Origin of the sequence: Janthinobacterium sp. GMG1, from assembly GCF_034427795.1 — a bacterium.
Taxonomy (GTDB): Bacteria; Pseudomonadota; Gammaproteobacteria; order Burkholderiales; family Burkholderiaceae_D; genus Janthinobacterium.
The window spans coordinates 229,178-243,798 of sequence record NZ_JAXQNT010000002.1; the positions used below are offsets into that span (position 1 = coordinate 229,178).

Annotated in this window: 13 protein-coding genes; 9 read left to right on the forward strand and 4 right to left on the reverse strand. The window is 63.8% G+C overall.

Annotated features, from left to right (window positions below):
- Nucleotides 1-8: 8 nt before the first annotated feature.
- Nucleotides 9-1,940, reverse strand: a complete 1,932-nt coding sequence (locus tag SJI03_RS06025; RefSeq protein WP_322426879.1) for an AMP-binding protein — start codon at nucleotides 1,938-1,940, stop codon at nucleotides 9-11.
- A gap of 180 nt (nucleotides 1,941-2,120) precedes the next feature.
- On the opposite strand from SJI03_RS06025, the gene SJI03_RS06030 reads away from it, so the two are divergent.
- The 7 genes from SJI03_RS06030 (at nucleotide 2,121) to SJI03_RS06060 (ending at nucleotide 9,204) form a co-directional block, all read left to right on the forward strand.
- Nucleotides 2,121-2,819, forward strand: a complete 699-nt coding sequence (locus SJI03_RS06030; protein ID WP_322426561.1) for a Crp/Fnr family transcriptional regulator — start codon at nucleotides 2,121-2,123, stop codon at nucleotides 2,817-2,819.
- Nucleotides 2,806-4,851 (forward strand): DUF4132 domain-containing protein, encoded by a 2,046-nt coding sequence (locus tag SJI03_RS06035; RefSeq protein ID WP_322426562.1) that lies wholly within the window; start codon nucleotides 2,806-2,808, stop codon nucleotides 4,849-4,851. Before SJI03_RS06030 ends, SJI03_RS06035 begins: the two co-directional genes overlap by 14 nt.
- A 105-nt stretch (nucleotides 4,852-4,956) precedes the next feature.
- Nucleotides 4,957-6,768 (forward strand): aminopeptidase P family protein, encoded by a 1,812-nt coding sequence (locus SJI03_RS06040; RefSeq protein ID WP_322426563.1) that lies wholly within the window; start codon nucleotides 4,957-4,959, stop codon nucleotides 6,766-6,768.
- Nucleotides 6,768-7,022, forward strand: coding sequence for a hypothetical protein (locus tag SJI03_RS06045; RefSeq protein ID WP_077398459.1), 255 nt, complete (start codon nucleotides 6,768-6,770; stop codon nucleotides 7,020-7,022). The genes SJI03_RS06040 and SJI03_RS06045 overlap by 1 nt, the downstream gene beginning before the upstream one ends.
- The gene (locus SJI03_RS06050; RefSeq protein ID WP_046681890.1) at nucleotides 7,023-7,763 is read left to right on the forward strand and encodes an MgtC/SapB family protein; all 741 of its coding nucleotides are present in this window, start codon (nucleotides 7,023-7,025) and stop codon (nucleotides 7,761-7,763) included.
- Nucleotides 7,764-7,779: 16 nt separating this feature from the next.
- Nucleotides 7,780-8,367 carry a DUF924 family protein gene (locus SJI03_RS06055; RefSeq protein WP_322426880.1) on the forward strand — a complete coding sequence of 196 codons (588 nt, stop codon included), beginning with the start codon at nucleotides 7,780-7,782 and terminating at the stop codon, nucleotides 8,365-8,367.
- 9 nt (nucleotides 8,368-8,376) lie between these two features.
- On the forward strand, nucleotides 8,377-9,204 hold the full coding sequence (locus SJI03_RS06060) for a Rossmann-like and DUF2520 domain-containing protein (protein WP_099377753.1): 828 nt from the start codon (nucleotides 8,377-8,379) through the stop codon (nucleotides 9,202-9,204).
- Nucleotide 9,205: 1 nt separating this feature from the next.
- On the opposite strand, the gene SJI03_RS06065 is transcribed toward SJI03_RS06060, so the two are convergent.
- Entirely contained in the window at nucleotides 9,206-10,660 is a 1,455-nt protein-coding gene (locus tag SJI03_RS06065) for a sensor domain-containing diguanylate cyclase (RefSeq protein ID WP_322426564.1), read from the reverse strand.
- Between the two features lie 265 nt (nucleotides 10,661-10,925).
- On the opposite strand from SJI03_RS06065, the gene SJI03_RS06070 reads away from it, so the two are divergent.
- Nucleotides 10,926-11,288: a hypothetical protein gene (locus tag SJI03_RS06070; protein WP_034783761.1), complete on the forward strand. Its 363-nt coding sequence runs from the start codon at nucleotides 10,926-10,928 to the stop codon at nucleotides 11,286-11,288.
- Between the two features lie 142 nt (nucleotides 11,289-11,430).
- Here the strand turns inward: SJI03_RS06070 and SJI03_RS06075 are convergent, their stop codons facing one another.
- Nucleotides 11,431-12,012 (reverse strand): molybdopterin-dependent oxidoreductase, encoded by a 582-nt coding sequence (locus tag SJI03_RS06075; RefSeq protein WP_099377755.1) that lies wholly within the window; start codon nucleotides 12,010-12,012, stop codon nucleotides 11,431-11,433.
- 235 nt (nucleotides 12,013-12,247) lie between these two features.
- Between SJI03_RS06075 and SJI03_RS06080 the strand changes: the two genes are divergently transcribed.
- The gene (locus SJI03_RS06080; RefSeq protein ID WP_034752848.1) at nucleotides 12,248-12,829 is read left to right on the forward strand and encodes a porin family protein; all 582 of its coding nucleotides are present in this window, start codon (nucleotides 12,248-12,250) and stop codon (nucleotides 12,827-12,829) included.
- Between the two features lie 72 nt (nucleotides 12,830-12,901).
- Here SJI03_RS06080 and ettA read toward each other — a convergent pair whose 3' ends face one another.
- The gene (gene ettA, locus SJI03_RS06085) at nucleotides 12,902-14,569 is read right to left on the reverse strand and encodes an energy-dependent translational throttle protein EttA (RefSeq protein ID WP_034783756.1); all 1,668 of its coding nucleotides are present in this window, start codon (nucleotides 14,567-14,569) and stop codon (nucleotides 12,902-12,904) included.
- Between the last annotated feature and the right edge of the window lie 52 nt (nucleotides 14,570-14,621).

The following is a 14,621-nucleotide window of genomic DNA, read 5'->3' on the forward strand; positions in this document are numbered from 1 at the left end:
GTGCTCCATCATGCGGCCAGGCCCTGGGGCCGATACGTTTTGCTGTCCCAGATCTGCAGGTTGGCGCTGGTCGAGCCAAGGCGGCCATCCTCGAATTTCACCTGGGTCTCGATGTATTGCGTTGCCTTGCCCTCGTACAGGGCGGAAATGAGCACTGCGTACTTTTCAGCGATGAATTTGCGGCGCACCTTGCGCGTGCGGGTCAGTTCATCGTCATCGGGATCGAGCTCCTTGTGCAGCACGAGGAAGCGGTGCACCTGCGTGCGGTCCATCAGCGGGTCGGCCGCCAGTTCCGCGTTGACCTGCTCGATGCAGTCGCGGATCAGGCCATAGGTTTCGGCGCGCGCCGCCAGGTCCGTGTAGCCCGAATAGGCGATGCCGCGCCGCTCGGACCAGTTGCCCACCGCTTCGATGTCGATATTGATGAAGGCGCAGACCTGGTCGCGCGCGTGGCCGAAGGCCACCACTTCCTTGATGAAGGGGAAGAACTTGAGCTTGTTTTCGATGTAGTTGGGGGCGAACATGGCGCCGCAATTCATCTTGCCCACGTCGGCCGCGCGGTCGATGATTTTCAGGTGGCCTTCGCCGTCGAACACGCCTGCGTCGCCCGTATGGAAATAGCCGTCGTCGTCGATCACTTCGGCGGTGGCGTCGGGACGCCTGAAGTAGCCGCTCATGGTGGCCGGCGACTTGACCAGCACTTCGCCGTTTTGCGCCAGTTTCACCTCCACGCCGGGCGCCGGCAAGCCGACGCTGTCGAACTTGATATTGCCGTCCGGTTGCAGACACACATAGGCGCAGGTTTCGGTGGAGCCGTACAGCTGCTTGAGATTGACGCCGATGGAGCGGTAGAAGCGGAACAGATCGGGGCCGATGGCGGCGCCGGCGGTATAAGCGACGCGCACGCGCGACAGTCCCAGCACGTTTTTCAGCGGGCCGTAGACGAGCAGCTCGCCCAGCTTGTAGCTGAGGCGGTCCGCCAGCGCGACGGGCTTGCCATCCAAAATCTGCGCGCCGCAGCGCTTGGCCACATCCATGAAATGGCTGAACATGTGGCGCTTGATGCTGCTGGCGTCCTCCATGCGTATCATCACGCTGGTGAGCATGTTCTCGAACACGCGCGGCGGCGCAAAGTAGCAGGTGGGGCCGATTTCGCGCATGTCGATCATCACCGTGCCGCCCGACTCGGGGCAGTTGACGGTGAAGCCTGCCACCATGGCCTGCGCCAGCGAGAACAGGCAGTCGCCGACCCATGCCATGGGCAGGTAGGACAGGATGTCTTCCTCGTCGGTGAGCTTGTCGAAGGCGACGCCGCCAACGCCCGCGGCCAGCAGGGCCGTGTGGCTCTGGCACACGCCCTTCGGTTTGCCCGTGGTACCCGAGGTGTACAGGATCACGGCGGAGTCGCTGCCCTGGCCCGCTGCCACGGCGGCGTCAAAAAAGCCCGGATGTTCGCGGTCGTAGGCCCGGCCCAGCACCTGCAGGGCGGCAAAGGACATCAGTTCCGGCTGGCGGTAATGGCGCATGCCGCGTTCATCGTCATACGCGATGTGGGCCACGTGCGGATACAGGGCCTTGAGTTCGAGCAGCTTGTCGACCTGCTCCTGGTCTTCGACGATGGCGTAGCGGATTTCCGCATCCTGCAGCACATAGGCCATGTCGGCGGCCGGCGCGTCCTGGTACAGTGGCACGGGCACGCCACCCAGGCTTTGCGCCGCCAGCATGGCCCAGTACAGGCGGGGACGGTTGTCGCCGATGATGGCCAGGTTCATGCCGCGCTGGAAGCCGATGGCGGCCAGGCCGCAGGCCAGCGCGCGCACCTCGTCGTTGACCTCGCGCCAGGTCCAGGTTTGCCAGATGCCCAGGTGTTTTTCGCGAAAGGCGGGCTTGTCGGATCGTACTGTCCCGTGTTGCAATAAGCGCCGCGGAAAAGTCGGCATTGCTGCTGTGGTATTCGTTTGCACCAGTGTCTCCCTGTTGCTTGTCTCAGGCCCCACCTCGTTGGATGGCGCTCTGTGTTTTTTATGTGTCAGGCGTTTATGCAATGATAGTAGCTTGCGTTAGTTTGCCAAGTTGTCTTTTCGGGGACATTTACCCACTTTTCGATGGTGCATCGCACAATGACCTACCCTGATATCAGTCTCAAGGATGCCGTGCGCGCGGCCCACTGGGCGCAGCTGCTCGACCCCGTGCAACTGGCCCGGGTCGAAGCGGATGTGTTCGAGACTTTCGTGCCGAAAGGCGGCTTTGTGTGCCGCAAGGGCGAACCGGTGGACAACTGGATCGGCGTCATCAGCGGCATGGTCAAGATGAATAATTTTTCCGCTTCCGGCAAGGCGATGACCTTTATCGGCGTGCCGCCCGGCAGCTGGTTCGGCGAAGGTTCATTGCTGAAGAATGAAATCCGCAAATACGACACCATGGCCCTGCGGGACACGCGCGTGGCGCGCCTGCCCGGCGCCACCTTCCACTGGCTGCTGGAAACGAGCCTGCCATTTACGCGCTTTTTGCTGATGCAGCTCAACGAGCGCCTGGGACAGTTCATCGGCATGGTGGAAAACGAACGCCTGCTGGACCTGAACACGCGCGTGGCACGCTGCCTGGCGTCGATGTTCAACTCGCACTTGTATCCGGGTGTGGAAACCCTGGTGCAGCTGTCGCAGGAGGAAATCGGCCTGCTGTCCGGTTCCTCGCGCCAGCGCGCCAACCAGGCCTTGCAGGTGCTGGAAAAAAAGGGGCTATTGCGCCTCGATTACGGCGGCATCCGCGTGCTGGACCTGGAAGGCTTGCGCCGCTACGAGGCCGATGATGCTCTCTGAGACCACGCGCGCCGCCGCCCTGCGCGCACGCCTCGATGGCGGCTTTGTCGAGCATGCGCGCTTCACGGGGCCGCCGGTCGATTTCCAAGACTGGACGCCTGAAGAACTGGGCGCCATCTGGGGGGCGCTGCACCGCGCGGCGCGCTTCGGCCATGACGATATCGCGCGGTTCAATCTGGCGCACACGCTGCTGGAACAGGTGACTGAGGCCGGACTGGCGCCATTGCTGGCCGGCGCCGTGTTCCTCGACGCACTCGACGCGGCCGGTGATTACAACCGGGAATGGGAGTACGTCATCGGCTGCCTGGCCAGCCTGCAGGGCGAGGCACCGGCAGGCACGGCGGGGCAGGCGCGGCGCATTCTCGGCGAAACCTCGGGCTGGGCCGAGCGGCCCTACCAGGCCTGGCTGCTGACGCGTCTTGCCGGCGGCGACGCCCCTGCCCAATTCGCGCAGCTGATGGAGGAGCGTCACGCCCGTGATCCGATGCCATTGACCTTGCAGGAATTGGCACTGCTGCCGCAGCTGGCGCAAGCGTCCCTGCTGGCGCTGGCCGGTTCGCGCTACAGCGGCTACTGGAACCGCAACAGTATCGGCGAGGCGGATCCCGCCGCCGTGCTGGCCGACGATGCGGCGTATGCCGCTTTTGCGCGCACGATACTGGAACAGGCGGCGCGCCATATCGCCGCCATCCACGATGGCAGCGTGCCGTATGCGGCCGATGCCGCCTTTGCCACGGCAGATTCTCCCGTGCTGGCGCGCGCCGCGCGGGTCGCCGCCTACCGCGATGATGGATGGTTCCGTCCCGTGATCGCCGTCTTGCTGCCCTTGGCATGCGTGGCGCCCGGCGCGGCAAAAAGCGCGCCGTCGCAGTCGCTGGCGATGGCGCTGGGCCATGCGGTGGAAACCATCCCCACGCCGGAAAGCTTGCTGGCCCTGCGCACGGCGCTGGCGCAGGTGCGCCATGCGGGCATCCGCAAGAAGCTGGAGCGCAATCTGAAACCGGCCGAACGAACGCTGGCCGAACGGCCCGATATCGCCTGGCGGGTCGGCATGCCCGGCCCCATGGGCAAGCGGCGCCAGGCCATGCTGGCGCGCCGCCTGGAAGCGGGCTACGCCAGCGAGGTGTGGTTTGGCCTGGACCAATGGCGCGCCTTGCGCGACGATGCCGATATCGAGACGGTGGCGCGCGCGCTGGTCTGGCGCACGGGCGACGGCCTGGCCTTCATGCCCGACGGGAAGGGCGCCATCGATGCGCAGGGGCAGCCAGTGGCATTGCCTGAACAAGGCGACATCGGCCTGTGGCATCCCCTGCACGGCAGCGGGGAGCAGCGCGCCGCCTGGCAGGCGCTGCTCGCGCGGCGGCGCGTGCGCCAGCCGCTGCGGCAGGTGTATCGTGAAATATATGCACCGCCCGGCGACGGCGGCGCCCCATTTGCCGGCTACCAGTTGTCGCTGCCTACCTTGCTGGGACTGGCCCGCCGCGAAGGCTGGCGGCTCGATTACGATGAAGGCTTGTCGCGGCAATTCGGCGCCTGGCGCGTATTGCTGCGCCTCGGAGGACACGTCTATCCAGGCGCGGGCGGCGCATGCATGTCAAACGGGCTGGCGCCCGCGCAGATGATGCCGATGGCGCCGGTGGCATATTCGGAAGCGTGCCGCGCGGTGGACCTGCTGGTCAGCGCCAGCGCCCTGGCGCTGCTGGAAGAGGAGCAAAGCGTGCAGCGCGAAGAGCGCCTGTTTTACCTGGCCAATCTGGCGCCGGGGCCGATGGCGGGCATGCGGCGCACCGTGCTGGAACAGGTATTCGCGGACCAGATCGAGGACGGACGAATGGCGCTCGAAGCGCGCCACCTGATGGTCGGCAGGCATGCGATTCACCTGAGTACCGGCAGGGTCACGCTGGATGGCGCCGAGGTAGCGAGCGAGGTGGCAGCGAAGGGGAGCAAGCTGGGCGCCGTGCCCTGGCTGCCGCACGATGAGGCGCTGCTGGAAAAAATCGTCGGCCTTGCCGGCCAGCTGCTCCAGCATTGAAGACGAGCCGCATCCTGGCCTGGCCTGGCCTGGGCTGCGTGAGTACTGCATTGCCGGCAATCGGAGTATCATGAGCGCTTCCCAGCACAGCACCTTTTCGCCGCCATGCAGACATCCGTTCACAGTAATCCCGCCTCCCGTTTGACCTTGCTGCGCGCCGCCATGCGCGCGCAGCAGATCGATGCCCTGATCGTGCCATCGGCCGATCCGCATTTGTCCGAGTACCTGCCGGCCCGCTGGCAGGGCCGCGAGTGGCTGTCGGGCTTTACAGGTTCCGTCGGTACCCTGGTCGTGACGCAGGATGTCGCCGGCGTGTGGACCGATGGCCGTTACTGGGAACAGGCGGAAGACGAGCTGGCCGGCAGCGGTATCGCCCTGAAAAAAATCCCGTCCGGCGCCAGCGTGCTGTATATCGACTGGCTGGGCGAGACCATGCAGCCGGGGCAGACGGTGGCCGTCGATGGCGCCGTGCTGGGTCTGGCCAATGCGCGCCTGCTGCAGCAGGCGCTGGGCGCGCAAGTGACCCTGCGTACGGACATCGACGTGCTGCAAGCCGTGTGGCCCGATCGCCCGGCCATGCCGGTCGCGCCCGTATATGAACATGCGCCCGCGTATCCATCGCTGTCGCGCACGCAGAAACTGGCGGCCCTGCGCGCCGGCATGGCGGTGCACGGCGCCAGCCACCACGTGATTTCCACGCTCGACGATATCGCGTATCTGTTCAATTTGCGCGGCGCCGACGTGCACTACAACCCCGTCTTCCTCGCGCATGCGCTGGTGGGCCCGGAGCGCGCCACGCTGTTCATCGCCGAAGGCAAGCTGCCGGCGTCCCTGCGCGCCACCCTGGAAAGCGAAGGCGTGGACGTGGCCGCGTACGACCGCACGGCGGTTGCATTGGCCGCCTTGCCGGCCGGCGCCACCTTGTTGCTCGACCCGCGCCGCATCACGTTCGGCACGCGCCAGGCCGTGGCCGAGGGCGTGCGGGTGGTCGAATCCATCAACCCGACCACCCTGGCCAAGTCGCGCAAGACGGATAGCGAAGCGGTGCACGTGCGCGCCGCCATGGAGCAAGATGGCGCTGCCCTGTGCGAGTTTTTCAGCTGGTTAGATTGCACCCTGGCCGACCCGCAGCGCGCGCCGTTGACGGAAATCGGCATCGACGAACACCTGACGGCCGCGCGCGCCCGCCGCGCCGGTTTTGCCAGCCCCAGTTTCGGCACCATCGCCGGCTTCAATGCGCATGGCGCCATCATGCATTACCACGCGCATGCGGATTCGGCCGCCACCATCGAAGGCGACGGTTTGCTGCTGATCGACTCGGGCGGCCAGTATTGGGGCGGCACCACGGACATCACGCGCGTGGTCCCCGTCGGCACGATCACGCCCGAACACCGGCGCGATTTCACCCTGGTCTTGCGCAGCATGATCGCCCTGTCGCGCGCGCAGTTCCCGCGCGGCGTGAAGTCGCCCATGCTCGACGCCATCGCCCGCGCGCCGCTGTGGGCCGAGGGCATCGATTTCGGTCATGGCACGGGCCACGGCGTGGGCTTTTTCCTCAACGTCCACGAAGGGCCGCAATCGATTTCCCAGTCCGCCATGCCGGAGCCGCAGACGGCCATGGAACCGGGCATGATCACCTCCATCGAACCGGGCATCTACCGCCCTGGCCAGTGGGGCATCCGCATCGAGAACCTGGTGCTGAACGTGCCTGCGGAAACGACGCAGTTTGGCGAATTTCTCCGCTTCGAAACCCTGACCCTGTGCCCGATCGACACGCGCTGCGTGGAACGGTCGCTGCTGCGCGACGACGAGGCGGCGTGGCTGAACAACTACCACGCCACCGTGCGCGCGCGCCTGGCGCCGCTGTTGTCCGGCGATGCGCTGGCGTGGCTGGAACAGCGCACGGGAGCCATCTGATGCGCTCGACCCGCGCCACCTCCGCCATCGAGCGGCTCAAGGAACGCACCGGCCACCGTCTCTACACGATGGCGCGCACGGGCGATGAACTGTTCTTTCTCACGGAAGGCCCCGGCTTGCCGCCTTTGTGCCCGCCGCTGGAACTCGATGCGTTTGTCGCCTTCGTCAATGGCCTGGGACCGCAAAAGGCGCGCCGCGTCAGCAAGCTCGACGTGGCGTTTGAAAAGCAGCTGACCAAAAAGCCCCAGGATTAAATGCCGACCATCGACTTCCTGCGCGCCTACTGGTCGCCGGCCGAGCTGGCGACGAATGGCGTGATCCTGCTGAACCTGCTGGGCGCGCTGCTGCTGGGCTTGCTGGTGGGTTACGAGCGTTCTTATCACGGGCGCGCGGCCGGCATGCGCACTTACAGCCTTGTCTGCATGGCCTCGGCCGCGCTGACGGTGCTGGGCGGCTATCCTGAATTTTGGTACGGCGGCCATGGCGCCATCGTCGGCAGCGATCCCACGCGCGTCATCCAGGGCATCGTCACGGGCGTGGGTTTCCTCGGCGCCGGCGTCATCATGCGCGAGGGGTTCAATATCAGCGGCCTGACGACGGCCGCCTCGATCTGGGCTTCGTCCGTGATCGGCATCATGGTCGGCATCGGCTTTTATCTGTCGGCCATGGGCCTGGCCTTCCTGTGCGCGATGGCGATGATTTTTCTGTCAAAATTGGAGAACTGGCTGCCGTCGCGCCATGCGGTGGCCATCACCATGCGCTTCCGCCAGGGGTTTATTCCCCGCGAAGATGCGCTGCGGCGCATGGCGGCCAAGCGCGGCTACGATATCGCCGGCGGTTCGCTGACCATCGGCAGCAACGAGGGCATGCAGGAATGGCGTTTTGTCGCCATCGCGCATGGCAAGAACACGGGCGCCAGCCTGTCGGCCATGTCGGCCGAACTGGCCGCTTTCGAAGGCATCGCCGGCTTCCAGCTGTCGCATGCCCGCAATTGATACGGATGCCGAGAGAATGAATATGGATGGACAAGCCCAAGATGTACTCGATTTCTGGTTCCTGCCGCCGGATAATCCGGATTATGGCCAGTCGCGCATGGAATGGTTCCGCAAGGATGACGGCTTCGACGCGCAGATACGCGAGCGTTTCGGCGCGCTGATCGATGCCGCCATCGACGGCGGCTTGCGTGAATGGGATGCGACGCCGCACGGCGCGCTGGCGCGCCTCATCGTGCTCGATCAGTTCACGCGCAATGTGTATCGCGGCACGCCGCGCGCCTTTGCCGGCGACGCCCGGGCGCTGGCGCTGGCCATCGCCTTGACGCAAGCGGGACAGGACGGGCAATTGCCGCCGATGCTGCGCGCCTTTGCCTACCTGCCGTTCGAACACGCGGAAGACCTGGCCATGCAGGCGCGTGCCGTCGAGCTGTTCCAGCTGCTGTCGCAGGCGCAGCCCGGTTTTGACGGCATGCTCGACTACGCCGAGCGCCACCAGGAAGTGATCGCCCGCTTTGGCCGTTTCCCGCACCGTAACGCCATCCTGGGCCGCGCTTCCACGCCGCAAGAGGTGGAATTCCTGCGCCAGCCGGGATCGAGCTTCTAGAAAATCATCATGAACGTCACTTTGAATATCATCGGCGCCGGCCACGTGGGCCGCGTGCTGGGCAGTTTGTTCGCCGGCGTGGAAGGTGTCGCCGTGCAGGACGTGCTCACGCGCTCGATGGCCTCGGCGCAAGCGGCCGTGGCCTTCATCGGCGCCGGAACCCCCGTCGACAGCTATGCGGCCTTGCGCCACGCCGACGTCACCATGCTGGCCGTCTCCGACGATCAGATCGGTCCGGCCTGCGCGGCGCTGGTGGCCGAAGGGCGCCAGGCGGGCGCCATCGTGTTTCACTGCAGCGGCGCGCTGGCCTCGAACGTGCTGCTGGCGGCCACGCAGGCCGGCGCGTTTGTCGCCAGCGCCCACCCGATCCGCAGCTTTGCCGATCCGGCACAAGTGGCCGCTACCTTTGACGGCACGTTTTGCGGCGTCGAAGGCGACCCGCTGGCGCTGGCCTTCCTCACGCCGGCCTTGAACGCCATCGGCGCGCGCCCCGTGCCCATCGATCCGGCCGCCAAGACCCTGTATCACGCGGCCGCCGTCTTTGCCAGCAATTATCTGGTGACGGTGCTCGACGCGGCCTTGCGCGCCTACCAGGCGGCCGGCATTCCCGAGCCGGTGGCGCGCGAACTGGCCCAGCCCCTGGTGACGGAAGCGGTGGCGAATGTATTCCGTCTGGGCGCCGCGCCCGCGCTGTCCGGTCCCATCGCGCGCGGCGACTCGGCCACCGTGCAACGCCAGCAACTAGCCGTGCAAAACTGGGATGCCGCCACGGGCGAGTTGTACCGGGCGCTGGTGGCGCCCACGCAGGATCTGGCCAGGCGCAAGCGCGGGGGGTGACTCAGGCGGCGTGCACGCCGTTGCGGCCGTGATGCTTGGCCTGATACAAGGCGCTGTCGGCGCGCGAAAAGAAGGCCGATTCGCTTTCCTCCGGCCGGTACTCGGCCACGCCCAGGCTGATCGTCACGGGCAGCTCCGGCGCGGGCAGGCCGAAATCGTGGCGTTCGATGGCAGCGCGCAGGTTTTCCGCTACTTCCGCCGCTTGCGCCAGGCTGCAGTTATTCAGCAGTACCAGGTATTCCTCGCCGCCCCAGCGCGTGATGACGTCGCTTTCGCGCACGGTGGCGCGCGCCACGTCGGCCACACCCCGGATGACCTTGTCGCCCCACAGGTGGCCGTGAGTATCGTTGACGCGCTTGAAGAAATCGATGTCGAAGAGGATGGCGGACATCGGTTGTTCGTTGCGTTTGGACAAGAGCATGGCGCGCTGGAACAGCAATTCCAGCGATTGGCGGTTCAATAGCCCCGTCAGTGCATCCGTCGAGGCGATGCGTTCGATGCGGCGCTGGTAGCGGTTCACCGTCAGCAAGGTCAACAGCAGTACCAGCAGGGTGACGCCAAAGCTGATGGCCAGGTTGAAGATGAAGACGCGCTGCAGCGACTGGACTTCGTCGCTGACATTCTGCTCGACCACCAGGTACCAGCCCAGTTCGGGAATGAAGCGCGAATTGACGAGGATTTGCGCGCGCCCCAGCTGGTACGACAGATGCGTCGGTTCGCTCTGGTGGTTGATGATCTGCTCGGCAATGGCGTTCACGCCGGGCAGGCTGCGGATGTTGCCGTGCCCGTTGCGCATGGTCTTGCCCGCCAACACCAGCATGCCGGCGCCGTCGACAAAATAGATGTTGCGGTGGAAGCGCGCCTGGTAGCGGTCGATGATGTGGCTCATGGTCGCCAGGGTCAGGCCGATGCCGGTAGCGCCGATGAACTGGCCATCGTAATCATAAACGCGGTGGTTGATGAAGATGGTCATGCTGTCGCGGTTGGCCATGTCCACGTCGACATTCGTCTCGTAATCGGTCTGCTCCATGGCGCGCACGCGGTAATACCAGATGTCGCGCGTGGCCTGTGGGCTGACGGATTTCAGGGTGCCTTCCGCATAGTAATATTTGCTGCTCTTGTCCGAGACGAGAAAGCTGGTGATGGCGCCGTACTTCTTCTTAACCTCGGCCAGGTAGCGCACGATCTGTTCCGGCTTGTTTTCGCCGGCCAGTATCCAGTCGCGCACGAAGGTGTCGTGCGCCATCAGCGAGGAAATGAAGACGGGACGCAGCATGTCCTTCTGGATTTCCGAATAGATATTGTCGCCCGTCAGCGGCAGGGTCTGGTCGGCGATGCCATGCTCGATGGCCTGGCGCGAGGCCAGGTAGCTGGCCAGGCTGGTGGCCATGAAGCCCGCCCCCAGGATCAGGGTGAGGAGGATGAGCAGGCGGTACTTGATCGACAGAAGACGCATGGAGACGAGGGGTGGCCGGCGGGAAGGCAATCGTGAGGCAAGCCAAAAGTATGCAGCAGGCCGGGTATTGGCGCAATGATAACTGGCTTTATTGATAATTTACGCTGGCGAACGCGACAAGATAACCACGACTTACCAAATAAAAGTGCCGATTTGTCGACAAAGATGCCAATTAGCAATAAGATTTGACGAGGGGAATCATTGCGCACCGCCCCTGTCTTGCCGCCCGTTTCAGGCGCGGGACATTACGCGCAGGGAGTGTTGTATGTTATTTTTAAAGAGTACGTCTGTCAGCAAGGCCCCCGGCATCTACGAGGTCGACATCGCCGCCAAACCACCGGGCAAGACCTTCGGCATTTTTCTCGCCACCGATCCCGACCATCCACCACTTGCCTTGCTGGGACAATTGAAGGCGCTCGGCTTCGAGAACACCTATAGTTCGCCTTATCTGCACAAGGATGCGGGCAAAGTGCTGGACCTTCATTTCCAGAAGGATGGCACGGATATCTTCAAGGGCTGGAAAACCGAGGAGTGCACGCACAACCTGGCGGCCATCACGGCGCTGTTCGAGGAGCATGGCATTGCTATCGCCCCACGCGTGATGTCGATGGCGGAAGCCTACGCCTAAACGCCTATTAAAACTTGCTGCGCGTCGCGCTTTGCAGTCTGCGATGCTCACCGGCTCGGCGCCCCCGTGCTCAAGCACGGCTGCGCTTCTCGGCCACAAATCACTGCCGCTCGCTACGGTTTTGTTTGGCGTTTTAGATAGTTCATCCCGCCTCCACGCCAATGTGATACAGCGCCCACGGGCAGCTGGTGTAGCGTTCGGCCAGGGGCAGGGCCGCCACGGCCGCGATGCGGTCCGCATCGTGGATCGCCCATAGCGGTCCCAGTCCGCCCAGCGCCATCGCCTGCCCGTCCAGGTGGGTGGCGACAATAAAACGCTGTGCGCGCGCCTGCGCCATGGTCAGCGCCGCCGCATAGCCATCCACGGCGCGCAGCAGCAGCCGCACGGCATCTTCCTCGGGCGCGCCCGCCGCCTTCAATACATCGACCAGCAACGGCCCGCGCAGGGCGTGTGCCTTGCCATCGTATTCCAGGGTGGGGTGGATGGTGCGCGCCGGCAAGTTCGCCAGCGCCGCAAAGTCGAAGGCCCGCGCCCGCTCAAAACTGATCTTTTGCTTGTGCATCATCTGGTCGCGCACGGCGTCGAATGGACCGCGGTTCGGCTTGTCGATGCTGCCAGTGATGGTCAGCAGGGCAGGACCGCGCAGGCCGGCGGGCGCCGCCCGGGCGATGGCGGGCAGGGCCGCGCCGGCCATGGCGGCGGCGAGAAACTGACGTTTGTGCATGCACTTCTCCTCTGGACTGAAATCGCTAATGCTCTTAAGTCTATCTTAAGTTCGCTCAACGGTGCGCATTGTACGGTTATTGTCAGTTTGGAATGTTGGCTTACATCTTGTCACAGTTCTTACGGAATGGAGAAAGACGTAGCTTTTTTCGGCTGTTATTGTGTCCTCATCGCACTTCGCTGAACTGCGAATCCAGGCACGAATCTAGGAACATTAACTAATTGAGAGAGAGAACATGATGAAGAAGAAAATCCTGTTTGCAATGATCGCTTCCGTTACCGCACTGACCGGCATGAGCGCCGCCCACGCCGAAGGCGCGTATGTGGGTGCTGGCGTCACGGGCAACCGTTATAACTTCGATATTCCTGGCGCCACCAGCGCCGATAATCACAGCGGCTACAAGGCCGGCGCCAAGATCTTCGCCGGTTACGATTTCGATAAAACCTGGGCGGTCGAAGGCGGCTACGCCGATTTCGGCAGCAAGGATTACAGCTATGTCACCGGTGCTGGCAACGGTTCCGTGAAAAGCGATTCGCACGGCTACTACCTGGCCGGCAAGGCCACCATGCCCGTGACCGACAAGGTCGGCGTGTTCGGCAAGCTCGGTGTGGCCAAGGTCAAGAACAGCTTGAGCGGCACAGGCCTGTCGACCGGCATCAGCGGCAACGACAAGACGGGCGTGTACGCTTCCGTTGGCGCCCAGTACGCGATCAACGAGAAAGTCTCGCTGACGGCGGAAGTGGAACACTTCGGCAAGAGCGCCGACCAGGGCCGCAAGGCTACCGGCCTGGCCCTGGGCGCACGCTACAACTTCTAATTCACCGGAAGTTTGCTGAAAAAAAAGGCAGTTACCGCGAGGTAACTGCCTTTTTGCATTGCCGGACCGAAATTACGTGGTCAAGGGCTTGTAGCGGATACGCTTCGGTTTCGCGCCTTCTTCACCCAGGCGTTTCTTCTTGTCGGCTTCATATTCCTGATAGTTGCCGTCAAAGAAGGTGACTTGCGAATTGCCTTCGAAGGCCAGGATGTGCGTGGCGATACGGTCGAGGAACCAGCGATCATGGGAAATGACCATGACGCTGCCGGCAAATTCCAGCAAGGCGTCTTCCAGCGCGCGCAAGGTTTCCACGTCCAGATCGTTCGACGGTTCATCGAGCAGCAGGACGTTGCCGCCCATCAAGAGGGTTTTCGCCAGGTGCAGACGGCCACGCTCACCGCCGGACAGGTTGCCCACCATTTTTTGCTGGTCCGAACCCTTGAAGTTGAAGCGGCCCAGATAGGCGCGCGATGGCATTTCAAAGCGGCCGACCGTCAGCATGTCGGCGCCGCCGGAGACGTCCTCGAACACGGACTTGTTGTCAGCGAGACTATCGCGGTTCTGGTCGACGATGGAGACGCGCGCCGTCTGGCCGATGGCCACTTCGCCGCTGTCCGGCTGTTCCTTGCCGGTGATCATCTTGAACAGGGTCGACTTACCGGCGCCGTTGGGGCCGATGATGCCGACGATGGCGCCTGGCGGCACGGTAAAGCTCAGGTTGTCGATCAGCAAACGGTCGCCGAACGCTTTCGACACGTTCTTGAACTCGATGACGTCATTGCCCAGGCGTTCGGCCACGGGAATGAATATCTCCTGCGTTTCGTTGCGCTTCTGGTATTCGTGCTCGGACAACTCGTTGAAACGGGCCAGGCGGGCTTTCGACTTGGCCTGGCGCGCTTTCGGGTTCTGGCGCGACCATTCCAATTCCTTCTGCAGCGCCTTCTGGCGCGCCGATTCCGTCGATTCTTCCTGCTTCAGGCGGGCTTGCTTCTGCTCCAGCCAGGTCGAGTAGTTACCCTTCCATGGAATGCCGCTGCCGCGGTCCAGTTCCAGGATCCACTCTGCCGCGTTGTCGAGGAAGTAGCGGTCATGGGTGATGGCCACCACGGTGCCGGGGAAGCGCAGCAGGAATTGTTCCAGCCAGTCGACCGATTCCGCATCCAGATGGTTGGTCGGTTCGTCGAGCAGCAGCATGTCGGGTTTCGACAGCAGCAGCTTGCATAGCGCCACGCGGCGCTTTTCACCGCCGGACAGCACGCCGACCTTGGCGTCCCATGGCGGCAGGCGCAGCGCGTCGGCGGCCATTTCCAGCTGCAGATTCAGATTGCCGCCGTCGGACGTCGAAATGATCGCTTCCAGGCGTGCCTGTTCCGTGGCCAGGGCGTCGAAATCGGCGTCTTCCTCGGCATACGCGGCGTATACGGCTTCCAGCTTGGCTTGCGCTTCAAACACTTCGCCCAGGCCCGATTCCACTTCCTGGCGCACGGTTTTTTCCGGGTCCAGCTGCGGTTCCTGCGGCAGGTAGCCGATGTTCAGGCCCGGCATCGGCACGGCTTCGCCCTGGATGTCGGTGTCGATGCCTGCCATGATTTTCAGCAGGGTCGATTTGCCGGAGCCGTTCAGGCCCAGTACGCCGATCTTCGCGCCTGGGAAGAAGGACAGGGAAATATCTTTCAGAATCTGGCGCTTGGGCGGGACGATTTTGCCCACGCGATTCATGGTGTAGACGTAATTTGCCATTAGAAATCTCGGGTGATATACAAAGACGGACAGGATACGGTAAACGCCCGCT

Bases quoted from the DNA above. Each gene is read 5' to 3' on its own strand.
- SJI03_RS06025 (WP_322426879.1), bottom strand. From the start codon at position 1,940: ATGCCGACTTTTCCGCGGCGCTTATTGCAACACGGGACAGTACGATCC.
- SJI03_RS06030 (WP_322426561.1), top strand. From the start codon at position 2,121: ATGACCTACCCTGATATCAGTCTCAAGGATGCCGTGCGCGCGGCCCAC.
- SJI03_RS06035 (WP_322426562.1), top strand. From the start codon at position 2,806: ATGATGCTCTCTGAGACCACGCGCGCCGCCGCCCTGCGCGCACGCCTC.
- SJI03_RS06040 (WP_322426563.1), top strand. From the start codon at position 4,957: ATGCAGACATCCGTTCACAGTAATCCCGCCTCCCGTTTGACCTTGCTG.
- SJI03_RS06045 (WP_077398459.1), top strand. From the start codon at position 6,768: ATGCGCTCGACCCGCGCCACCTCCGCCATCGAGCGGCTCAAGGAACGC.
- SJI03_RS06050 (WP_046681890.1), top strand. From the start codon at position 7,023: ATGCCGACCATCGACTTCCTGCGCGCCTACTGGTCGCCGGCCGAGCTG.
- SJI03_RS06055 (WP_322426880.1), top strand. From the start codon at position 7,780: ATGAATATGGATGGACAAGCCCAAGATGTACTCGATTTCTGGTTCCTG.
- SJI03_RS06060 (WP_099377753.1), top strand. From the start codon at position 8,377: ATGAACGTCACTTTGAATATCATCGGCGCCGGCCACGTGGGCCGCGTG.
- SJI03_RS06065 (WP_322426564.1), bottom strand. From the start codon at position 10,660: ATGCGTCTTCTGTCGATCAAGTACCGCCTGCTCATCCTCCTCACCCTG.
- SJI03_RS06070 (WP_034783761.1), top strand. From the start codon at position 10,926: ATGTTATTTTTAAAGAGTACGTCTGTCAGCAAGGCCCCCGGCATCTAC.
- SJI03_RS06075 (WP_099377755.1), bottom strand. From the start codon at position 12,012: ATGCACAAACGTCAGTTTCTCGCCGCCGCCATGGCCGGCGCGGCCCTG.
- SJI03_RS06080 (WP_034752848.1), top strand. From the start codon at position 12,248: ATGATGAAGAAGAAAATCCTGTTTGCAATGATCGCTTCCGTTACCGCA.
- ettA (WP_034783756.1), bottom strand. From the start codon at position 14,569: ATGGCAAATTACGTCTACACCATGAATCGCGTGGGCAAAATCGTCCCG.